Origin of the sequence: Helicobacter aurati (assembly GCF_003364265.1) — a bacterium.
GTDB lineage: Bacteria > Campylobacterota > Campylobacteria > Campylobacterales > Helicobacteraceae > Helicobacter_A > Helicobacter_A aurati.
Window position 1 is genome coordinate 14,788 of sequence record NZ_NXLW01000008.1, and the last position, 21,563, is coordinate 36,350.

General features: G+C 34.4%; 20 protein-coding genes and 1 pseudogene. 7 read left to right on the top strand and 14 right to left on the bottom strand.

The window, feature by feature from the left end; translation table 11 throughout:
• Nucleotides 1-46 precede the first annotated feature (46 nt).
• The 7 genes and pseudogenes from CQA66_RS05185 to CQA66_RS05210 form a co-directional block, all read right to left on the bottom strand.
• Nucleotides 47-682 (bottom strand): hypothetical protein, encoded by a 636-nt coding sequence (locus CQA66_RS05185; RefSeq protein WP_104762301.1) that lies wholly within the window; start codon nt 680-682, stop codon nt 47-49.
• Nucleotides 683-769: 87 nt separating this feature from the next.
• The gene (locus tag CQA66_RS05190) at nt 770-1,222 is read right to left on the bottom strand and encodes a hypothetical protein (protein ID WP_104762302.1); all 453 of its coding nucleotides are present in this window, start codon (nt 1,220-1,222) and stop codon (nt 770-772) included.
• Between the two features lie 30 nt (nt 1,223-1,252).
• Nucleotides 1,253-1,933 (bottom strand): hypothetical protein, encoded by a 681-nt coding sequence (locus CQA66_RS05195; RefSeq protein WP_104762303.1) that lies wholly within the window; start codon nt 1,931-1,933, stop codon nt 1,253-1,255.
• 225 nt (nt 1,934-2,158) lie between these two features.
• The gene (locus tag CQA66_RS09685) at nt 2,159-2,638 is read right to left on the bottom strand and encodes a methyl-accepting chemotaxis protein (RefSeq protein WP_411698456.1); all 480 of its coding nucleotides are present in this window, start codon (nt 2,636-2,638) and stop codon (nt 2,159-2,161) included.
• Between the two features lie 36 nt (nt 2,639-2,674).
• A pseudogene (locus CQA66_RS09690) lies at nt 2,675-3,454 on the bottom strand (PAS domain-containing protein); the annotation flags it as partial.
• A 291-nt stretch (nt 3,455-3,745) separates the two neighbouring features.
• Nucleotides 3,746-4,954, bottom strand: a complete 1,209-nt coding sequence (locus tag CQA66_RS05205) for a phosphoglycerate kinase (protein WP_104762305.1) — start codon at nt 4,952-4,954, stop codon at nt 3,746-3,748.
• A 146-nt stretch (nt 4,955-5,100) separates the two neighbouring features.
• Nucleotides 5,101-5,394 carry an HU family DNA-binding protein gene (locus CQA66_RS05210; RefSeq protein WP_104762306.1) on the bottom strand — a complete coding sequence of 98 codons (294 nt, stop codon included), beginning with the start codon at nt 5,392-5,394 and terminating at the stop codon, nt 5,101-5,103.
• Between the two features lie 195 nt (nt 5,395-5,589).
• Between CQA66_RS05210 and gap the strand changes: the two genes are divergently transcribed.
• Nucleotides 5,590-6,573: a type I glyceraldehyde-3-phosphate dehydrogenase gene (gene gap, locus CQA66_RS05215; RefSeq protein ID WP_104762307.1), complete on the top strand. Its 984-nt coding sequence runs from the start codon at nt 5,590-5,592 to the stop codon at nt 6,571-6,573.
• Nucleotides 6,574-7,655: 1,082 nt separating this feature from the next.
• On the opposite strand, the gene CQA66_RS05225 is transcribed toward gap, so the two are convergent.
• Nucleotides 7,656-8,147, bottom strand: coding sequence for a flavodoxin (locus CQA66_RS05225; protein ID WP_104762309.1), 492 nt, complete (start codon nt 8,145-8,147; stop codon nt 7,656-7,658).
• 131 nt (nt 8,148-8,278) lie between these two features.
• Between CQA66_RS05225 and CQA66_RS05230 the strand changes: the two genes are divergently transcribed.
• On the top strand, nt 8,279-9,427 hold the full coding sequence (locus CQA66_RS05230) for a pyridoxal-phosphate-dependent aminotransferase family protein (protein ID WP_104762310.1): 1,149 nt from the start codon (nt 8,279-8,281) through the stop codon (nt 9,425-9,427).
• 163 nt (nt 9,428-9,590) lie between these two features.
• Here CQA66_RS05230 and CQA66_RS05235 read toward each other — a convergent pair whose 3' ends face one another.
• From CQA66_RS05235 to CQA66_RS05250, 4 genes are all read right to left on the bottom strand, one after another.
• Nucleotides 9,591-10,964, bottom strand: coding sequence for an MFS transporter (locus CQA66_RS05235; RefSeq protein ID WP_104762311.1), 1,374 nt, complete (start codon nt 10,962-10,964; stop codon nt 9,591-9,593).
• Nucleotides 10,965-11,201: 237 nt separating this feature from the next.
• Nucleotides 11,202-11,939, bottom strand: a complete 738-nt coding sequence (locus CQA66_RS05240) for a hypothetical protein (RefSeq protein ID WP_115582561.1) — start codon at nt 11,937-11,939, stop codon at nt 11,202-11,204.
• Between the two features lie 116 nt (nt 11,940-12,055).
• On the bottom strand, nt 12,056-12,727 hold the full coding sequence (locus CQA66_RS05245; protein ID WP_104762313.1) for a hypothetical protein: 672 nt from the start codon (nt 12,725-12,727) through the stop codon (nt 12,056-12,058).
• Nucleotides 12,727-13,917 (bottom strand): exo-alpha-sialidase, encoded by a 1,191-nt coding sequence (locus tag CQA66_RS05250; RefSeq protein ID WP_115582562.1) that lies wholly within the window; start codon nt 13,915-13,917, stop codon nt 12,727-12,729. Before CQA66_RS05250 ends, CQA66_RS05245 begins: the two co-directional genes overlap by 1 nt.
• A 191-nt stretch (nt 13,918-14,108) precedes the next feature.
• On the opposite strand from CQA66_RS05250, the gene CQA66_RS05255 reads away from it, so the two are divergent.
• The 4 genes from CQA66_RS05255 (at nt 14,109) to CQA66_RS05265 (ending at nt 17,594) form a co-directional block, all read left to right on the top strand.
• Nucleotides 14,109-14,321 (top strand): hypothetical protein, encoded by a 213-nt coding sequence (locus CQA66_RS05255; protein ID WP_104762315.1) that lies wholly within the window; start codon nt 14,109-14,111, stop codon nt 14,319-14,321.
• Nucleotides 14,322-14,880: 559 nt separating this feature from the next.
• Complete coding sequence (gene gltS, locus CQA66_RS05260; protein ID WP_267892934.1) at nt 14,881-16,119, top strand: sodium/glutamate symporter; 1,239 nt, start codon at nt 14,881-14,883, stop codon at nt 16,117-16,119.
• Between the two features lie 59 nt (nt 16,120-16,178).
• The gene (locus CQA66_RS09280; RefSeq protein WP_158656985.1) at nt 16,179-16,331 is read left to right on the top strand and encodes a hypothetical protein; all 153 of its coding nucleotides are present in this window, start codon (nt 16,179-16,181) and stop codon (nt 16,329-16,331) included.
• A gap of 9 nt (nt 16,332-16,340) precedes the next feature.
• A complete protein-coding gene (locus CQA66_RS05265) occupies nt 16,341-17,594 on the top strand; it encodes a TolC family protein (protein WP_104762316.1) in 1,254 nt (417 codons plus the stop codon).
• A 223-nt stretch (nt 17,595-17,817) separates the two neighbouring features.
• Here CQA66_RS05265 and CQA66_RS05270 read toward each other — a convergent pair whose 3' ends face one another.
• Nucleotides 17,818-19,602, bottom strand: coding sequence for an aminopeptidase P family protein (locus CQA66_RS05270; protein ID WP_104762317.1), 1,785 nt, complete (start codon nt 19,600-19,602; stop codon nt 17,818-17,820).
• 213 nt (nt 19,603-19,815) lie between these two features.
• Nucleotides 19,816-20,853, bottom strand: coding sequence for a UDP-glucose 4-epimerase GalE (gene galE / locus CQA66_RS05275; protein WP_104762318.1), 1,038 nt, complete (start codon nt 20,851-20,853; stop codon nt 19,816-19,818).
• A 115-nt stretch (nt 20,854-20,968) separates the two neighbouring features.
• Between galE and CQA66_RS05280 the strand changes: the two genes are divergently transcribed.
• Nucleotides 20,969-21,436 (top strand): acyl-CoA thioesterase, encoded by a 468-nt coding sequence (locus CQA66_RS05280; RefSeq protein ID WP_104762319.1) that lies wholly within the window; start codon nt 20,969-20,971, stop codon nt 21,434-21,436.
• Nucleotides 21,437-21,563: the final 127 nt, after the last annotated feature.

Here is a 21,563-nt window from a genome sequence, read left to right on the forward strand (position 1 = left end):
TTTATATAATTTTTAGGGAATCTTGAATCTTATGTTTCATTGATAACTATTGTTTTACCCATGCTAGATTATCATAGACAGTAACTTGTTTTTGACTTTTTTCAAAAAGTAATTCTCCAACAAATTGATTTCTCTCATAGAATGTGATATGCACCTTATTTTCTCCTTCCCACTTGTATTCTACAACAATATCTTGTTCATGTGCGATTTTTATATTATCTTTTGGTAAAACAGGTTCTAAAAAATCCTTAAAATCTGTAATTTCCAATCTGTCCAAGTAAGCTTTTTCAATTGTCGAATCTTCAAAAACATATTTGATAAACGGTATATCATTTACTAAGCAATTGCAATAAAAAATACAAATTTTTGCCTTACATTCTTGCATCAATTGACAATGACATGAGCTATACGGATTTTGCTCATTTGTATGTGATTGCTTATTGTTTATGGAATCTTGTTGATGATTTTTCTGATATAAACCTTTTTGTTTTTGCATGATAGTAGCTTCGTCAATTTGATCATCTGTTTCTATATATTTGTATTGTAAATTTCCAGAATTGGACTTATATCCTTTTTGCTCTAGGGTATATGATTCAATTGGCAATGCTAATAGGAATATTATTAATGTTTTTCTAGTGAATTTATGCTTGATTATATTTGTTATCGTATCAATATGTATCATAACATTCCTTCTTGGATTTAGTTATTCAGCAGATTCCAATAAAGCATAAATTATTAAAATTATTAGAGCTATTTGGTGTGATAAGGGTTATTTTATTTGGAAAGACATTAATATTTTGCTTAAATTTTTTCTACGTGTTTTCGTCCCAAGGAGAAAAATATCAACTATCCACCATATAGCAACCATAATAAATCCTATATAACCAATAGTAATGAGAATGAAAGTAAGTAGTTTATATTCTGTAAATTCACCTATAATCGAACCAGCTAGCATGATACAGTAAGAAAGCCCCAAAAGTGTTATTTTTAGAGTACCAATGAGTTTATCACCAATCATAAAACGACCTATGCCCAACATACCAAGTAATACACCGCCTATCCAAAAAACGACTTCAATATTATAAAGACGTAGCAATGGTAATCGCAATATAAATTTCGCTAATCCCAACTTATCAAGTTTATTTAGTTTATCTTTAATGAGCGGTATGCTTTCATGTGGAATTTTGTCATATATGTGCAGCATAATAAGTGAAGCTATCATTTTTTTCCTTTTTAACTAATCCGCATGTGATTATAGCACAATATCTTTAAGTGTATTTTGGAATATCGCATTCAAAATTTCTTCTTGTTTTACACTGGTATGCGAAATCTCTTTTTTGTATTTTTTACTAAGAATTTTACAAAAAGCAAGTATGCAAAAAGGGCAAATTTTTAAAGGATGTTCATAGAATAATCTTGTATCTACTCCATGAGATCGGACTCTATAATCAAATGCGTTGATTTTTGGAGTGCATATTTTGAGATATTCTGTGTTTATTGTTTGGATTTCTTGGCATTTAATAAAATGCAAGGCTGGTGCTTGTATTTTGGTAAATGTTCGCTCGTCGACAATGTGATTGTACGCACAAGCGAGATAAAGAGTAGAACCTAAATATACTTTAAAAAATGGAGAATCTCCTGTATCAAGAGAGTCGAATCTCAATCCTTTTTCTAATATTTGTTCATCAAATATGCTTAAATTTGCAATTCTTTCGAGTTGTTTTTGTGTTTTTTGAAATAAGAATATTGACTTATGTGTTGCATTTGATGTTTGTTTGTTTGAAGATTCTGACGTGTGAAGTGTATTGTTTTGTGATTCGATAGTAGGTGTAGATTGCTGCATGAATATTGCGTTGGTTTTTGTATTTTCTGTATTAGCCTTTGTATTTTCATTAGAAGTTTTGGCAGTAAACGTGTTATTTTGTAATACCATAAATCCCCCTTTTGCTGATATTCTAAATCATAGCTGATTTATTTAAATAATGTTGTGTAGAAAAGAGGGGCTTAACAAAAGAGAGGTTACTTTGTAATAATTAAGCTGATTCTAAGAAAATTTTATGCTAGACATTATTGTCAAATAAGATTCTTATTTTGATTATATTAATGTCTCTTGAAATCTAGAATCTTTGTGTGTGTCGCATGGAAATGATATTGTATATTATGTATTTGTTATGGCTTTTGCGACTGAATTTGAGCTAGCACAAATTTTTTCCATCACTTCTTTTGTCTGGTTTGCTAATTCTACACTGGAGTTTACTTCACTAATTGATTCCTCAATGCTACCAACAACTTGCGATGTAACATCTCGAATAGAATTGATGGTCGCTGTGATTTCTGAAATAGATCTGCTTGTTCTTTCGGCAAGTTTTCGCACTTCATCGGCTACGACTGCAAAGCCTCTGCCATGTTCACCTGCACGTGCGGCTTCTATTGCGGCATTTAATGCTAAGAGATTGGTTTGGTCTGCAATATCTTTGATAGTTTGAATAATGGATGTGATTTCATCTGATTGCGCATTGAGCTGTTGCACTAAGTTTGAACTTGTTTGCATAATTTCTGCAATATGTTGAATATTAGAAGTCGTGGTTTGTATCGCTTGAGCACCTTCATTGCTTAGAGAATCATTTTGCGAAGCCAATTCAATAGCTATCCGACTTCGTTCTTTATCAGTGTTAACTTGTTCAGAAATATCTGTTGCAAATTTGATAACCTTAGAAACCTTTCCATGTAAGTCAACTATCGGGTTATAGCTTGCTTCGAGATAGACTTTTTGAGCGTTTTTACCTATTCTAGTGAATTTACCACTTTGAAATTGTCCGCTTCTTAGGGTATCCCAAAACCTCTTGTAATCTGGAGATGATGTATAATTTTGTTCAACAAATAAGGAATGATGTTTACCTTTAATTTCATCTAGTGTATAACCCATAGTCTTTAAAAAATTTTCATTTGCATTGATAATTGTGCCATTTAAATCAAATTCTATGACTGCCATAGAACGATTAATTGCCTTGATAATGCTTTCTGTGTCATTTGCTTTTATTTTAGCTTGTGTAACATCAGAGGCAAATTTAATAACTTTTATCGCCTTTCCATTTTCATTAAAAATTGGATTGTATGTTGCCTCTAGCCATACTGGATTGCTATTATGTTTGATTCTTAGAAATACTCCACTTTGAAATTCGCCTTTTGCGAGATTATTCCAAAAGCTAATATATTCATTGCTGCTAACATAGTTTGAGTCACAAAAGATTCTGTGATGTTTACCTTTAATTTCATCTAGTGTATAACCCATAGTCTTTAAAAAATTTTCATTTGCATTGATAATTGTGCCATTTAAATCAAATTCTATAGTTGCCATAGAACGATTAATTGCTGTTAAAATAGCTTCTTGATTTGCAAGGTTTTGTTTTAACTCTAAGAGTTCCTGTTTAATTTGATTTGTCTTAAAAAACATTATTTTTCCTTAATATTTAAAGTTAAATCATAAATTTTATCAAGTAATTATTAATATTATATATAGATATCATAGACAATATTTATATAATCGCGTATATGATATTATTTAAAATAAAAATATGAAGATAAGAACAATACCGTTATTAACACGTAATAATTTGAGAGATTTTCTGCATATCGTATTAATAAATCCAATATGAAAGGGAATCATACTGTATTACAAAAAAAAAAAAAAGAGGGATACGCAATTTTGCAAAAGAAAATAGAGGGTTAATTATTCCAAGAATACTTACTTTTTATCTAGTACTTCAAAGGTAGGGAGTATATTTCCTTCTAAAAGCTCTAAGCTTGCACCTCCTCCTGTGGAAATAAAGCTCATATTGTCTCTTTGCCCAGCTTTATCGATAGCATCAGTAGTGTCTCCTCCACCGATAAAGCTAAAGGCATAGGTGTTTGCTAAAGTGTGCGCTAGATTAAATGTTCCACGCGAAAATTGGTTAATTTCATACACGCCAAGTGGACCATTCCATATAACGGTCTGGCAAGAAGTAATAACTTCTGTAAAAAGTTTCACACTAGCAGGTCCAATGTCTGCTGCAATACAATGCTCTGGAATATCTTGAGAAGGAGTAATATGGATATTTTTTGGGTGATTTAAGCTATCTGTGCTTACAATATCAACAGGTAAGTATATTTTTACGTTTTTTTCCTTAGCCAGTTGCATGATATTTTTTGCATCATCGACAAGATTCTGTTCTACAAGACTTTTTTGCATATCATACCCCATTGCCATAAGAAATGTGTTACTCATAGCACCTCCTATGATAATCTTATCAACTACGTTCAGTACCTTATGTAAAAGACGTAGTTTTGAACTCACCTTGCTTCCACCCACAATTAATAAAAGTGGTCGTAATGGGTTATGGGTAACTTTTGCAAAAGAATCAATTTCTTTTTTTAATAAGATTCCAGCGACTTTTTGAGAGACAAACTCGGCAATGCCATAAGTGCTTGCGTGAGTCCTATGGCTTGTTCCAAACGCATCGTTTACATAAATGTCGCAGAGATTGGCTAGTTTTCTACTCAACTCTTTATCATTCTTTGTTTCTCCTTCATAAAATCTGATATTTTCCAAGAGAATAATTTGATGCGTGTTGATTTCTTGTTGTTTTTTAGCAGATTCGATGGTATCAGCAAAAAACACCTCCCTATTCAGCAATCTCTCGAGTCTTTTAATAACATGTTTAAGAGAAAAACTTGCGTCTTTCCCTTTTGGTCTACCAAGATGGCTAACTAACACAATGCTTTTTGCACCATTATCAATGCAATAATTAATCGTGGGTAGTGCTTCCCGCATCCTTGTGTCATCGCTAATATTAAAATCTTTATCCATAGGAACGTTAAAGTCTACGCGAATGAGAATATTTTTGGATTGTATGCTTATATCCCTTATACTCTTTGTTTGTTGCATAAGGGATATGCTTGTGGGTTTCGACATATTTGCTCCTCTCTATACTGTGAAGTAAATTGAAAGCTTATTTTATCATAAGGAACCTAACTCAATATTGAATAAAAGCAAAGATGCAATCTAGGATGTTTGTTAATGTAAATTATTTATTTTTAAACGATTACGAGAAGATATATTTATTTTTTTGCTTTAATTTTTGCTATTTCATCTTTTAGTGCTTTACCAGGTTTGAATTTGGGGACCCATTTATCTGCTGTTTTGTAGGTTTTATCACTGCCAGGGACTTTACCCTCCTTGCCTTTTTGCCAAACATTTTCGAATTTTCCAAAGCCTACTAGCTCCACTGTGTTATTTGCTTTTAGAGCAGATTCTACCGCTTTAATGAAAGAATCTAGGGCTTTTTCAGCTTCTTTCTTTTCTTTATACTCACCAATTTCCCTCATAGTCGCGATAAATTCACTTTTATTCATAAGAACTCCTCAAATTATGATTAAACATTTTCTTCAAATCATCATAAAATATGTTTGAAAAAGAATAAACATTGTAATTTTTTTTTACATGAAAATCAAGTGATTTTTGCTTGAAAGTGTAAAAAATGGCAACTTTCTGATACAATTCATCTGCTATAAAACAACAGAAATTTAGGATAGATTTGAGGATTAAGCATGAGCATTAAAGTTGCGATTAATGGAACAGGGCGAATCGGGTTATGTGTTGCAAGGATTGTCGCATTGAGAGAAGATATGGAATTGGTTGCAATGAATAGTACGGCTGATATTGACACGTTGATGCATCTCTTGCGCTATGATTCTGTGCATGGCGTTTTTCAAGCAACAAAACAAGATTCCAATACTTTAACATTAGATAATAGCCAGAACGTTAAGGTATTAAATGATAGAGATCCGGCGAAGCTTGATTTTGGTAGGGCTACTTGTGTTATTGAGTGTACAGGGAAATTCAACTCTCTTGATAAGGCTAAAGCACATATTAGAAATCATGTTCAAAAGGTTATTATTTCTGCGCCTGCGGATAATGTTCCTACTTTTGTTTATGGTGTGAATCATCAGCAATATAACGGTGAAAATATAATTTCTAATGCTTCTTGTACAACAAATTGCCTAGCCCCGCTCGTTAAAGTGCTTGACGAACATTTTGGCATAGAAAACGGATTGATGACGACTATCCATAGCTATACCAATGATCAGAATCTGCTCGATGTAAAACATAAAGATTTAAGAAGGGCAAGGGCAGCAACACTTAATATGATTCCTACTAGCACTGGAGCAGCAAAGGCTATAGGATTAGTATTGCCACATTTGAATGGTAAATTAAATGGCATTTCCGTTCGCGTTCCTACCCCAGATGTAAGCTTGGTAGATATAAGTGTGAATCTTCAACAAAGCACAGACAAAGATTCTATCAACAATGTCTTCTATAAGGTACAAGATTCCACAATGAAAGGCATTATTTTGGTTGATGATGAGCAGAGAGTCTCAAGTGATTTTATTGGTTCTTCCTTTAGCGCGATTGTTGTTCCAGATAAAACCGTTGTAGTTGACAGGAAGCATGCAAAAATTCTTGCATGGTACGATAATGAAATGGGATATGCGCAAAGACTTGTGGATATGACTACATTTATCAATAATTAATCAAAATACGGTTTTCTTCTCAATTTCTTTGAATTTCTCCGTTTTTCATTAAAAGTACTATGGCGTGTAAGTTTTCTAAACTTTCGAGAATAAGTCAAACTATTATAGATACTATGTTGTAATGATATTACTTAAACAAATAAAGACTTCAGGCAATTGTATGACATGATTTCAAGTACAATGATTAATAGCAATAAAACATTACTCTGCATTTTTGATTGAATGAATAAAATAAATGATAAGTAAAGAAAAATTATGATCAAAATGAGTGTTGTTAGTCCAAACACGGTATTCCACCTTATAATAATATCGACGTTGAAGATATTCAATCTATCGAAGTGTTACTTTGGTGCCGTTGTTTATGGGAATGGTACGCGAGGTGGAGTAGTTAACATTATTACAAAAATACCAAGTAAAGATTCTGCACGTATAGTATTAAAAGTGTGAGTGGTGAGATTCTCGCTTTTTGAGTGTGTTGTTTGATAACGTTTATTTTGCTGAAAGTATAGATTCTAGTGGGAATCATGATAAAGATGGCTATTTCCTTAGCGATTTAAGTGTGGAATTCTCGTTATAAAGTGAATCTTGGTATCAGAACTTCTTTGATTCATGGTATGCCACTTATCAAAACTATCCGCAATATCATGTGAGTTTAGGTAGAAGCTATATTATGTAGAGTTTAGACGGCATTTTTAATTTTAGTCAAGATTGGATTCTAGAATCTTGAGAATCTCCATATACTTAGGGCTTAAAAAACATCTTGTATAGTTGAGTTATGGGGATTTGTGGGCATTAAACTATTGTTATTATTCATCTTCCTTCAAAATATTTCAATGCTTGTCGTTTCCTTTTATCGATTAATTTTAACCTGGCAAGTTCATAGAGATTCGCTAAATATTGTCCGTATAAGGTCAAATCAGCACATTTTTATGGATAAATAATGTAAAGATAAACAGGCATTTTTGATTGTTAGCGTGAATAGTATGTAGATTAAGAGGAAGAGAGCATGAAAACATAAGGTAGGTTTTACCTATGTCTTTCATTCAAGGTTTTAGAAGTTTAGTTTAGGAAGAGTGGAGTGCTTAGAATCCAGATTCCTTAAGAGTCTTAACCCAAGCATCGAGTCGTTCGTCAGTTTTATCATCTTGATTGATTTCATCTATGGCTAAACCTACAAATTTACCGTTTTCTACGCCTTTGGAAGAATCAAATTCATAGCCATCGGTTGAAGTTGAACCAATAATTTTTGCGCCCTTTGCAGCGTTTTTCAGATGGTAGAGCGCATCACAGAAAGTTTCGCTATACCCATCAGAATCGCCTAATCCCAATAATGCAACGCTTTTGCCATCAAAGCTTGTTCCCTCTAGGGATTCTGCGAAACTTTCCCAATCGCTTTGTAGTTCGCCATCCCCCCATGTAGAGCTTGCGAGGATAATTTTATTGTATTTTGCTATATCATCAGATGAAGCATTTGCGACATCAACCAAATCTGCTCCACCTAATTTGCTTGCTAGTCTTTCGCATACATCGGTTGTTGTGCCATTATCGCTTCCGAAAAATATTCCAATACTCATTGTTTTTCCTTTATGGATAAAAATCACAAATCCTATCAATGATTTGTCTATGCTCGTAAGCATACTATAAATTACTTAAACTACACCTTACATTTTGCTATACTTTGGCAAATAATTTTTTAAGGAAAAAAATGAAAGTACAGAATGCTATCGTTAAAAATTTCACTACTCCGTTGCTTTTCACACCAGGTCCTACACCATCTCCAGAGCCTCTACGTGTTGCTATGGCAGAACCTACATTGCATCATAGAACCAAAGAGTTCGAATCTATCTTTATGCAAGTAAGAGAATCTTTACTAAATATGTTACAAATGACCGAAGTTTTAATGTTAGCAAGCAGTGGTACTGGTGCTATGGAGGCATGTATTAGTAATTTTTCGCGTAAAAAGATCCTTACTATCAACAGCGGAAAGTTTGGTCAAAGATTTGGCGCAATTGGTAGGGCATTGCAGAGGGAGGTTGTTGAGATTAGCAACGAATGGGATACTCCTGTCTCTATCGAAGAGGTTGTACAACACATGCAAAATCATAAAGACATTGAATGCGTCTGCTTGCAAATATGTGAATCTGCTGGCGGCTTGGCTCATCCTTATAAGGAAGTTTTTGCGTTTATTAAAGAGAATTATCCTCATGTTTTCACAATAGCCGACGGGATTACTGCTATTGGTGTTGAAGAGATTGATATAACATATATTGACGCATTAATTGGTGGAAGTCAAAAGGCTTTTATGTTGCCACCTGGGCTTGCTATTATAGGCTTAAGTGATGTTGCAGTTGATTTTATAGAATCAAATTCAAGCGGATATTATTTCAATCTTGCAAGAGAGTTAAAAAACCAACGCAATAATACAACAGCCTATACCGCTCCAACGTCCATCATCATAGGATTAAAGGCTTATTTTGATAGATTGCATTCTCAAAAGCTTACAATGCAAGATGTTTATTGTTATACGGCGACTATTGCCAATGCCGTGTCTGAAGCAATGCAAGCACTTACCTTAAAGATTTATCCAAAAGTTCCTTCAAAAAGTATGACTGTTATAGAATCTCCACTTGCTAAAGATATTATTAGCATGCTTAAAGAGCAATATAATATCAATGTAGCTAACGGGCAAGATCATTTAAAAAATAAAATTTTCCGAATCAATCAAATGGGATATATTCCTCTACATGAAATGGCGTTTGTTCTTAATGCTATTGAATTGAGCTTGCATGCTCTTAACATTCGTAAATTTGATTCTATCGCCAATAGAGTATTTTATGAGGCAGTACGCGCGTAGCGTAGAAAAGTGTAAAAAGCGCAGAAAGATGTAACTACGTCCTTAATGCACTTTGTAAATGCTGCTTTGCACCCTTATCAATGGCAATGCCATGCTACATACAGAACCATATCTAGTTGTTTTGATTGCCATATTAAGTATTTAAGTACATCAGAAGAGTTTGTTAATCGTTTTGTTTTTCTAGCTCGGTTTCTTTAGGAATATTCATTGCAACTATAAAACAACAAAATAAGAAAAACATAATATAGATAAAATATCCCCATTCTGGTAGTCCCAAAATAAGATTTACCACTTTTCCGTCTACAATTTCATTCCCGTATGGACCGCCTGCTTTAAACCATAACGCCACACTAGGCACAGTACCACCAAAGCACGCGACAGCGATAGCATAAGGGAATCCTGTACCTAAGGCACGGATTTTTTCAGGGAAAAGAGTGGCTTTAGCAATACCTGCAATAGAAGTGTAAAATCCAGAGATTGTCAGTCCCAAGGCAATGAAAATAAAGGCTAACAACGGACTATTGAAAAATCCTTGAGGACCACACTTAATAATACCTGTCATTAAAGGAAACACGGCAATGATTCCTAATCCACTAAAAAGTGAAAGCATTTTTTTTACACCAATTTTATCTCCTATCATTCCCATAAATGGCTGAATGATCATTCCGAATCCTAAGCCGCACATAGCAATCATATACGCTTTATCTTTATCAAAAAAGGCACTTTTCTCAAGGAAGGTGTGCATATAGGCAGTGAAGTTATAGTAACACATACTTCCAGCCGCAGTTAGTCCAAAAACAAGTACGCAATATTTGCGATATTGCCATAACATTTTTAGAGAACCTCTTTGTGAATCTTGTCTATCTAGCTCTTTTGCGCTTTCGTGCATGTTTGCTCGAAGGAATAAGGATCCAAGAGCGAGTATTCCAGCTAGGATGAATAAATATCGCCAAGCCTCTTGTTGCATTCGTTCTGTACCAAAAAAGCTTACGGCAGCCCATACACATCCGAGCGCGACAAATTGGGCGGCAATCAGCGTTACATATTGAAATGAGGAGAAGAATCCCCGATTCCCCTTAGTTGACATTTCGGAAATGTAAGTCGCTACTAAGCCGCCCTCACCACCTACAGACAACCCTTGTATCATACGTGCTATCACAAGTAAAATTGCCGCCCAGATTCCAATTTGTTCTTTTGATGGCGTGAATGCTATCATGAAATTTCCCACAGACATCAAGATAATTGCATAAACCATAGTTTTTTGTCTGCCTATTTTGTCTGCCCATGAACCAAAAATCAAACTGCCAATAGGACGCATAAAAAACCCTAGTGCGAATACGCCAAAGCTTTTTATTAAGTTCATAGTTTCATCTTGAGAATCAAAAAAATGATGTGTAAAATAAGTTGCCAAAGAAAGATAAATATAAAAATCAAACCATTCTACAAAGTTCCCCGAGCTAGCAGCCAGAATAGAACGTATCCTTTGTCCTTTAGTAATATCGCGCTGTATGCGAGTCGTGTTTGTTGTATTCCCCATAGTGTTCCTTGTGTTTTTATTGTAGATTATGGTTATATGATATTTATTGATAATGAATATTGTAAATAGTTACAATAAAATATTTAAAAAAGAAGAAAATTAACAATGAATTTTTGGGGTTATTGTAAAAGAGGTGTTGGAATTTATGGTAATTTTGTGCTAAGTTGTTTTATATACAACATGTAACTTTACGTAACTTTAATGATAGTAGCAAATTGGATAGACAGTAATCAAAGATTAAAATAATTTGGCACTTAAAATTCTGAAACCCAAGCTTACAAAATGGTTTTGCCCAGAGAAATCATTGCCATAGGTTAGGTTTATTTGTAAAATATTTTTAACCAGCCATGTTTGTACTCCAATTTGATATAGCACATTATCAAAGGCACGTATCCAATATATTTCTCCTAAAAGAGATAGAGAATCAGGTAGCACAAAAGTTTCTAAACCAGCTCCTAAAGTTATAGTGGAATGCTTGAAATTGAAGTTTAAGATATTAAATCCCATGCTTATATGTCCAATGATTCTTGATTTCCATAATTCGATACTTACAGGGATATTAAAGTGTGTGTTATTACCTTCATTGTTATTAATTTTATTGTTATTAATCCAATGGATATAAGTGTTACCGATTGTTAATGCAATACCCCAACCTTTTTGCTTAATATCAACAAAAAGTTTTTTGATTTGAAATTGTAGTATGTTTGTTTCTATCCCTATCATACCGCCTAAACTGACTTCTGTGTTCCAAAAGAGATTGCATGTCGGTACAGCCCATAGTTCGCTAGTATCATTTTGTCCTACGTTAACCCATGTTTCAACTTGACAATGATTTTTTCTGATAATATCCGCATCATCTGTGTTAAGTGGTCTTGCTGCAAAACTAAGTTGCAGATATATAAAAACGTACAACCAAAGAACTGTTAAAAAATATTTCCCCTGTTTTTTTTTTTTTTTGATATTTATTTTTTTCATAATTAGCCTATTTATTACAATAGAAATGAGCGGAGGTATTATAGCGAAAGTCAGAATAATTTTATTGATAAAAAGTATGTTGAATATTCTAGGTAAAATAAGTATTTGTACGTTGTTTAGAACTTAAATGATGCAAGATGGCGCCATAATGGGAGTCGAGATCCATAAATGAGAATCTTAGTAAGAATATATGCTGCGCAATATAACCATAAGTATGGACATATTAGGCTTTCTAATGGTGATTCATTATAGTCTGCGAACACACTAAAGAGTACAAGTGCTATGAGTGCTAAGATTCCAAAACTGGGGTTAATGCTATAAAGTGTGAGGATAAAGCTACAAATAAATAAACCTTGTAAAATGATATGAGAATGATAGATGTCAAAATCAATGAAGCCTAATATTCCAAGATATAACATGAATCCATAAAGAATAAGCATTGTTGCTGTTGCAAAGTCTAACTTGATTTGTTTGATACAAAGGCTATTATGTATTTTGAAATGATTGTTATTTTGTATCATGTCCGCAATGACTATTTGACTGCATGTTACAACAATGAATAATGTACATAAATAACTTGTTCTATCGAAAAATGAATAGATGAAGTTTATTATAGATGATTCTTCAAAAAGGGGTATAAAACAACCTATTGATAAAAGAATCCACAATATATATTTAAGTCTTCTTTTGTAAAGTGAGCGAGTGCGGTATTTTGACTCTTTTGTGCGAAAAATAGCCTGTATAATAATCAATAAAATACCAATGACGGAAATTCCTGTTGCAATCATCATTGCGCCTTATTATTTGTCTCACGTATTCGCGAAGATTCAATAAGTTCCAAAAGAGAATCGAGCTTTATGCTTACATGTTTAATTGTTTGACGATTATAGGTATAAGCTATATGTAAGTGCTGTTCGCTAAGAGCCGCAGAAGGATAGCTTACTTCACCGAATCGAGGGGCAAAATCTATGGTCGTGAGATAGACAAAGTGTCCGTTTGTATTATTTTGTAGATAATACAGGCTTAGGCTTTGTCTATCGCCAACGGGTTTATCTGCATTTTGCAAAAGTGGATTATGTTTCCCGTCATTATGAATTAGTAAAACTTCTCCTCCGATATTCACAAGTAATACAGAACTATCGTAATTAAAGAGATTGCTCGTAATTACTTCATTCCATTGATTACCGTAATTGCTACATGTCTGAAAATACGCATTCATGTTATAGCGGTTGTTTGTTCGAAACAAACTTACACAGTCCGAATCATTAACAGGCACGAAAGTTGGTTGAAGTTGTGCTTTGAGATTATTAATTCGCTTTGTGAATATCATATTACCGTGTTCATCAAAGTACGCAATAAGTGGAAATTTATGCCACATTTCATGCGAAATAGGCAAGTAAAATCCTCCATTTTCAAGAATCATAGCCGGTGTGCGAATAAGATGGGAATAATTACCAAATGGACTTAAGTGTAATTCCTTGATGTAGTGTATATTTTTTAAAGTGTCGTCAAATGAGAATTGATAAATTCGTGAGGTAGCCCAGCCGCCAAGGCTCACACCTACAACGAAGAAATACACTTTATCATTAGTATCTTTAAAAATAATCGGATTGCCTAATTTTTTAATAAATCTCCCACTTAATTTAGAAAGTTGTTGAGGTGTGAGCAGTACCTGTGTATCCCTCCATTCATTTTCAGAATCTAAATCCAAAAAACTTTGATAAATCTTCACATCTCGAGCCCCTTCTCTGCTACCCGCATAAAATAACGCCATAAGTGTTGAATCGCGTCGTAGTAAAGCACTTGCATGTGCGCTGTCCTCTGGATTTATGATAAAGTTAGATGTTGTAAGTAATCCTTGTTGATTATTTGAGGTCTTTGTTATATACGGGGGGGGGGGGGCAAGACAAAGTGGGATTGTGGAATCGTTGCATATCCCTTTCGTTGTAGGGTAACAATGAAACTTAAAATCAAGCATGCAGAACAAAAAAGTGAAAAAGAGGGCTTGAACCTCGACATATAAATATCCTTATGATTGATGAAACGGTGTTTATTATACATTAAGTTTTAAAGATTTATAACGTACTTACTGTAGTGGTTATATTTTTGTATAATGTTCTTTTGGATTCTGATTGCAGACTTATTGCAATGTGATTAACGAGGAAATTAATGTTTCGCTATAAACTTTTTTTATTTGGCTTTCCTGATTTGTGTAAAGATTTTAATGATGTGTTATTGCATTTGAAGCAAGTACCTCCGCAAAGGGCTGCTGTTGAGACTATGGAGCAATGTTATTTAATTGATATGCAAACAGGCGCAAGATATGCCATAGGTTATAATGAAAAAGGCTTGTTTGTTAGGGATTTTGACAATAATCAGTGATGAATGTCGGTAATTCTTGCGGTTTTTAATACTTTCATTTGAAGTTAGCTAGTGTCTTATTGAGTGAGAATCATCATACTAGTAGTTCTTAAGAAAATTCATAATTCCCCTATAAATCTAAGATTTGTTTTACTATTCTGTTATAATCGAAAACTTACAGAAGATTCATTTAATTACTTTAAGGAAGATTATGAAACAATATTTATATTTCTCTCATTTACTGCGTCTTGGCAAGCTCATTTTATTTTCTTTTTTCTTGTCTCTATTGCACGCAGATGTATTGGTGTTTAAAGCAGAGAATTTAGCTACTAAGGAATGTATAGAGGTTAACAAACAGGCTGATTTTGAAAAGATTCCTACGTGGCGCAATAATTACACTATTACTCAAAATGCTACCCCTCTTTATAGTGCGCCTTCAGAATCCTGTATGTTAGATTCTAGCCATGTTTTGCATGCGAATAGCAAAGTAGAGGTTTTGGGTGTTAGTGGCGATTTTCTTAGTGTGAAATATAAGATTCAAGAAAAAGGGCAGAGTAACACACATGTTACATTTGGATTCATTAAAAAAGATGCGGCAACACTTAGTGCCTTTTCTTTTGATTTCTATTTTACGCTTGTGTGCATGGTGCTAGTTTTGCTTGTAGGACGTTATATTATTTCTAAAGTAAAAGTTTTACAAGATTACAACATTCCTGAACCTGTGGTTGGTGGAATCTTAGCGGCAGTTTTTATCCTTTGTGTGTATCAATTTTTACATGTTGAATTTAAGTTTGATTCTTCACTCAAAGATCCGCTTATGCTTGCTTTCTTCTCTTCGATTGGATTAAGTGCAGATTTTACATCGCTTAAAAAGGGCGGTAAAATGTTAGGGATTTTCTTGATTGTAGTGGTTGTGCTTTTGTTTTTGCAAAATATTATTGGTGTAGGTGTGAGTTATATTATGGGGCAAAATCCATTGCTTGGCATGTTGGGCGGCTCTATTACCATGAGTGGAGGGCATGGCACAGGCGCGGCGTGGGCAGATATTTTTAAGAAAGCACCCTATGATTTTAGCGCGGCTACTGAAGTTGCTATGGCGTGTGCGACTTTTGGGCTTGTAATGGGTGGACTTATTGGAGGACCCACAGCGCGCTATCTTATCAAAAAGCATAATTTAAAGCTCCCGGGTAAGGAGCATAATAATGACGATTCGCACGGTTTTGAAACCCCAAATAAAGAACGTCTGATTACCCCTATTAGTTTTGTAGAATCACTTGCTTTGATTGCGATGTGTCTTTTAATAGGGACATTGCTTAGTGATTATAGCAAGAGTGTGTTTTCTGGATTCAATCTCCCTACATTCGTGTATTGTCTGTTTGTGGGAGTGATACTGCGCAATGTCCTAAGTGCTTTGAGTATTCATCAAGTGTTTGATAGAGAGGTTTCTGTATTAGGGAATGTCTCTCTCTCTCTCTTTCTTGCGTTTGCGATGATGACATTAAATCTCTGGGAACTTGTTGCCTTAGCGTTGCCTATGGTAGTGATTTTGGGTGCACAAGCGATATGTATGGTGCTTTTTGCCTTATTTATTACTTTTCGATTCTGTGGAAAAGATTATGATGCCGCGGTGCTTGCGGCCGGACATTGTGGCTTTGGTTTGGGTGCGACACCTACCGCTATGGTTAACATGCAAACGGTAACTTCTCATTATGGACCAAGCCATACAGCGTTTATTGTTGTGCCTTTGGTTGGAGCGTTTTTTATTGATTTGATTAACGCTATTGTGATTCAGACAATGTTACAAATAGTGCCGCTTTAGTGATAATTTGGTGTTTTGTCGTGATATTATAAAATATTGTAAAGAGAATTAGGAAGTTTATGTTTTGTCATTCAAGATTCTATGTTTTCTGTTCTTATGGAATCAAGAGAATAGATAATCCCTATTTAAAAATCAAAAGGTTTAACATTTCGAGCCATGCAATACAATGCAGCCGAAGCATGGAATCTGTTGCTGTTTGTATTGGGATTTAAGGACTTTTATTGAATCAGAAATCGCCTTTGCTTATTCTATTGATGATTATTTTATTTTCTTGTGTGATGCAGGCTGTAACTATGCAAGACGTTATTCAAATGTCTCTGAACAATAGCTATCAGTTAGAAAATCGCAAACATCTTATAGAATCCTCAAAATTTCATCGCAAGAGTTTGCACACACTTTTTTTCCCAAGTGTGAGTGTTGGGTATAATTTTGGTTTTAATGCGCCGCAAAATCGTCCGTTGTACTTTCAAAACTCTGTTAATTTGACGGGGCAAGTGAATCTTTTTAGGGGAATGCAAGATATATATACTTATAAAAAAACCCATACTGCTATTCAAATAGAGGAAAATGCCCTTGATTCTAATAAAAATGATCTTGTTCTTAGCACAAAGTTAGCTTATATTCAGATTCTGCAAAATAAAGAATCTCTTAAAATTGCTAAAGAGTCTATTAAATTATTAGAAATTCAATTACAGGTTACAACGCAATTTTATTTACACGGTATTGGCGATAAAAGCGCAGTTCTTAGCATAGAGGTGAATCTCGCAAATGCGAAGATTGAGCTTGCACGGGTCCAAGTCGCATTGAATTATAATTTAGAGATTCTGCATAAATTGAGCGGTGGAAATTTTAGTTTAGATTCTTTAGAGGATATAGAAATTGTTGATGATATAAACTTCGATAAAGCGGAATTGTTGCAAGATATTTATCAGAAAAATCCGCAATTTCGCGAACTCTCACTGATTACGCAACAAAATCTCTATGATATGAAAATAGCGCATGCGCAGTATTATCCTCAAATTGATTTGAGTGGACAGAAGTATTGGCATTTTGCAGAATCAAGTAATGCTTCTATACCAATTGCGCAGCAGACTCGAGTCCAATTGCAGGCAAGTTGGAATTTCACCAATAATTATGCAGCCTTTTATCAAGCGCAAAGTAAAAAGGCTAATGCTTTGGCTCTGAATGCGCAATATTCGGATTTACGTAAGGATATTGAAACAGAAATATCGAATCTTCTTAGCAGTCTTAGTGTTGCAAAGCAACAATTGTCTTTAGCAAAAATAGCCCTTACTCAAGCCGAAGAAAATTATCGTATTATCAGCAATCGTTATCAAGAGAATATTGTTAACTATATCGAGCTTCTTAATGCGGAATTATTGCTCACTAATGCAAGAAGTTCTCTTGTGAATGCGCATTACGAAATTGCTACAAATATTGCAAGGATTAATCACTTTCATAATCAACAATTTTAATTTTGTTCTTTACCCTCATTGGTGATTGAGGTAATGCAATATCTAATGGATATGCGATTGTGTATGTTTAAGCTCTATTATGATTAATGTGTCATGGCAATGGCTGTTCTAAGCAAGTGCGTAAAGTTTGTAAGACTTTGTAATTTCTGCATTGTCGCATTAATTCAAATCGCCTAAATTGTGTGATAGATTTGTTAGCTGTATAGAATCGTTATATGGAATCCTATATAGGCTGTGTTCTTTGTAGTAGCCACTCTCTTGCCTTTCCGTCTAATTTGTTTTGTAAGGCTTGTTTTACTTTGTCGTGATAATTATTAAGCCATGTTTTCTCTTCTTCATTCAAGAGAGCTGTATTAAGACATGAGATTTCAAATGGACACAATGTTAAAACTTCAAAGCAGAGAAATTCTCCAAATTCATTTTCTTTAGGCTCTGTTACTTTTGTGTTCACTACAAGATTCTCTAGTCTTATTCCCCATTTGCCATTGCGGTAAATTCCAGGTTCAATTGAGCTTACCATGCCTATTTTTGCTTGTGTTTTAGGAAGTGGATTAGCAGAACAAGAGATAGCTTGCGGCCCTTCGTGGACGTTTAGGAAATATCCTACACCATGTCCTGTGCCATGAAAATAATTGATTTGATTTTTCCATAAAGCTATACGGGCAACGGAATCTAAAAAAGGCATCGGTAGATTTAAAGGGAAACTCGCCGAAGCAAGAGCTATGTGCGCTTTCAAAACCAATGTGTAATCCCTTTTCTGTTCGTCGCTAGGTATCCCAATGGGTACGACACGTGTAATATCTGTCGTACCTTTGGTGTATTGTCCCCCAGAATCAATAAGCAGTAATCCTTGTGATTCTAAGTATGAAAAGCATTGAGGGGTTGCATTGTAATGTGGTTGTGCCCCATTGGCATTAAATCCCGCTATTGTCGCAAAACTATCGGAGATATAAAGAGGGCTTTTTGCACGAAAATAGCTTAATTGTTGCGCGATATCTAGCTCGCTAATTCTTTGCTGATTTGTTAGTGCTTCTTCTAACCATGAGAAGAAATTGCAAAGTGCTATTCCATCGTGTTGCATTGCTTCTCTAATATGTTCTATTTCTATTGGATTTTTACAAGCCTTTAGTAGTTGGCTGGGGTTAATGTCGTCAATTATCTGATTATTCTTTTGTAGAATGTTTCCAAAATAGGCATTAACTTTGCTGCTATCAATTAAAATACGTTCGTTTGTAAGGCACTGTAGAGCCTTTTCAATTGCCTCATAGGGTTCGATATTTATACCGTCCTTTTGCAATTTATTGACAATCTCACTTGCTACTTTTTCTGGTTGCACAAACAGGGTAGCATTCTCTAAAGAAAGTAAGAAAAAGCACAGAAATACGGGATTGTAGGATATATCATTGCCCCGTAGATTGCATAGCCATGCAATATCGTCTAATGTTGTTATGATGTGATAATTTGCTTGATGTTGTTGCATTTTTTTACGTATTTGCAATAATGTTTCTTGTCTATTGCGTGGAGAATAGATGTGTTCATAAATGGGGGCGCACGGAAGAGCTGGTCTATCTTTCCAGAGAGTCGTGAGAAGATCGTAGTGTGTGAAAGTAATATTTTTATGTTGCAAGGTCGTTTGTAGTTTAGTTTGCATAGCGAGAGGTAGGACACGAAAATCTGTTGCTAAAGTCTGCTTTTCTGTGAGGTTTTTTTCTAGCCACTTTATGAAAGTATTGCTAGAATCTTGTTTTTGTAGCTCTATCGTGCTATTTTTTAATTCCTGCTGTGCTTGTATCCAATATCTGCCATCTGTCCAAAGTGCTGCATAGTCTTGTGTGATAATGAGACTTCCAGCACTCCCATTAAATCCACTAAGCCACTTTCTGCTCTCCCAATACTCTGGTAAATATTCTGATAAATGCGGATCAGATGTTAAAACAATATAGACGTCAATTTTATATTTTGCCATAAGTAAACGTAGAGCCTTGATTCGTTGTGCATAATTATTCATTGGTGTCCTTAAGAATTTATTATTGATTGATGTGTAACTTTTTTAAATATGTTTGAAGATAATAAAAGTCTTTTTACATTCTATATTGTTGAAATTAATATTAGATTAGATATTTGGAGTTTGGTTGTGTGGATGATTAACGATTGCTTTCCGTGTAATTCATAAAAATTGTCGGAAAGCATAAAGCCTTTAGATAGATTCAAAGAATCTAGCTTATTTAATGTCCTCTTGTTTGGTTAAAAATAATTCCCAATTATAGGCACTTTCAATAATTAATCTTAAATCATTGAATCGAGGCTTCCATTCTGTTGCTTTAAGCAATTTGTTGTTATCTGCAATGAGTATGGCTGCGTCTCCTGTTCTCCTGCCTGAAATATAAGTTTTGAAATTATTCTTACTTACTTCCTTGACACAGTTGATTACTTCATGTACGCTAAATCCTCTGCCATATCCTACATTAAAAATTTCAGCAAAATGCCCCACTGCATTTTGTAAGAGTTTAAAGGCTTCTATATGTGCCATGCTTAAGTCATCAATATGAATATAATCTCTAATACATGTACCATCTTTTGTGTGATAATTTGTCCCAAAGATGCTCATACCCTCGCGTTTGCCTACAGCGCATTCGCAAGCTATTTTAATAAGATGAGTTGCATTTTTGGTTCTTTGCCCCAAAGACGTGTTGCTTGTATAGTCATTCTGCATATTTGCACCAGCCACATTAAAATAACGTAGAATCACGTAGTTAATTTTTTCAGATTCCGCTATATCTTGAAGCATGGTTTCTACCATTAATTTACTCCAGCCGTAAGGATTAATTGGACGTGGCATTTCTTTTTCTGTGATAGGCATTTGTTCTATATCTGGCTCGCCATAGACTGCGGCTGTACTAGAAAATATGAAATTTTTAATTTTATATTTCGCGCAAAAAGAAAGAAGTTTGAGTGTTTTTGCCGCATTATTATTGTAATAAAGGATAGGGTTTTCTACGGATTCCTGAATGCTAATAAAAGCTGCAAAATGCAAAACTGCAGTAATTTTATATTGTTTAAAAACTTCTTCGCTATTTTCTATATCTTCGCGTATTAATCGAACTCTGTCTCCAAACTGCTGTTTAAGATATTCGTAATTCTTTAAGAATCCTGTTGAGATATTATCGATAATGATGATTTCTGCATTGGTGTTGATAAGGAAATGATAAACGCAATGTGAGCCTATATAGCCACATGCTCCTGTAAAAAGTAGCTTCATTATAACTCCAGCTATAAAATTAAATGTTAAGAAACTTTGTCATAAGTGGGCTTAAATCTACTATTATACATTATAATTCCTCTTTTTTGTGAATAGAATTAAAAGGATACAAACTATGGAGCAGATATTTGATAATAAAACTCTTACTATGTCGATACTTGCTACTCCATCACATGCTAATTTTAATGGTGTTATGCACGGCGGCGATTTGTTAAAACTTCTAGATCAAGTTGCTTATGCTTGTGCTACTCGATATTGTGGAATGGGTGTCGTTACCTTGAGTGTTGATAGAGTATTATTTCGTAATCCTATAAAGATTGGGAATCTTGTGCATTTTTTAGCCTCTATTAACTATATCGGGCAAACAAGCATGGAAGTTGGAATTAAAGTTGTGGCAGAAGATATAGCAAAAAGTTGTGTTGTGCATTGTAATAGCTCTTATTTTACAATGGTTGCATTGGGCAGTAATGGCAGACCAGCAAAGATACCGCAATTAGTGCCCGTTACAGATGAAGAGAGGAGACGATTTGAAGCAGGTAGAGAGCGAAGAATGGCAAGTAAGAAGAATGCAAAGAGGCACTAATCTATCACACAACAGGCAGATCAATCTAGTGTAATTTTGTAAATTACCACTTAAATGGGCAATGAAAGAACGCATAACCCAATAGAATATGGTTTGAATATTGATAAAATTTCCAATGCAGTAGAGC

What these genes read in the sequence shown, in the direction of transcription:
- CQA66_RS05240 (WP_115582561.1), bottom strand. Translation starts at nt 11,939, where the DNA reads ATGAAAAAAATAAATATCAAAAAAAAAAAAAAACAGGGGAAATATTTT.
- CQA66_RS09280 (WP_158656985.1), top strand. Translation starts at nt 16,179, where the DNA reads ATGTTTTGTCATTCAAGATTCTATGTTTTCTGTTCTTATGGAATCAAG.
- CQA66_RS05225 (WP_104762309.1), bottom strand. Translation starts at nt 8,147, where the DNA reads ATGAGTATTGGAATATTTTTCGGAAGCGATAATGGCACAACAACCGAT.
- CQA66_RS05255 (WP_104762315.1), top strand. Translation starts at nt 14,109, where the DNA reads ATGTTTCGCTATAAACTTTTTTTATTTGGCTTTCCTGATTTGTGTAAA.
- CQA66_RS05230 (WP_104762310.1), top strand. Translation starts at nt 8,279, where the DNA reads ATGAAAGTACAGAATGCTATCGTTAAAAATTTCACTACTCCGTTGCTT.
- CQA66_RS05235 (WP_104762311.1), bottom strand. Translation starts at nt 10,964, where the DNA reads ATGGGGAATACAACAAACACGACTCGCATACAGCGCGATATTACTAAA.
- CQA66_RS05185 (WP_104762301.1), bottom strand. Translation starts at nt 682, where the DNA reads ATGATACATATTGATACGATAACAAATATAATCAAGCATAAATTCACT.
- CQA66_RS05195 (WP_104762303.1), bottom strand. Translation starts at nt 1,933, where the DNA reads ATGGTATTACAAAATAACACGTTTACTGCCAAAACTTCTAATGAAAAT.
- CQA66_RS05205 (WP_104762305.1), bottom strand. Translation starts at nt 4,954, where the DNA reads ATGTCGAAACCCACAAGCATATCCCTTATGCAACAAACAAAGAGTATA.
- CQA66_RS05245 (WP_104762313.1), bottom strand. Translation starts at nt 12,727, where the DNA reads ATGATTGCAACAGGAATTTCCGTCATTGGTATTTTATTGATTATTATA.
- CQA66_RS05280 (WP_104762319.1), top strand. Translation starts at nt 20,969, where the DNA reads ATGGAGCAGATATTTGATAATAAAACTCTTACTATGTCGATACTTGCT.
- CQA66_RS05190 (WP_104762302.1), bottom strand. Translation starts at nt 1,222, where the DNA reads ATGATAGCTTCACTTATTATGCTGCACATATATGACAAAATTCCACAT.
- CQA66_RS05210 (WP_104762306.1), bottom strand. Translation starts at nt 5,394, where the DNA reads ATGAATAAAAGTGAATTTATCGCGACTATGAGGGAAATTGGTGAGTAT.
- CQA66_RS05270 (WP_104762317.1), bottom strand. Translation starts at nt 19,602, where the DNA reads ATGAATAATTATGCACAACGAATCAAGGCTCTACGTTTACTTATGGCA.
- CQA66_RS05250 (WP_115582562.1), bottom strand. Translation starts at nt 13,917, where the DNA reads ATGCTTGATTTTAAGTTTCATTGTTACCCTACAACGAAAGGGATATGC.
- gap (WP_104762307.1), top strand. Translation starts at nt 5,590, where the DNA reads ATGAGCATTAAAGTTGCGATTAATGGAACAGGGCGAATCGGGTTATGT.
- galE (WP_104762318.1), bottom strand. Translation starts at nt 20,853, where the DNA reads ATGAAGCTACTTTTTACAGGAGCATGTGGCTATATAGGCTCACATTGC.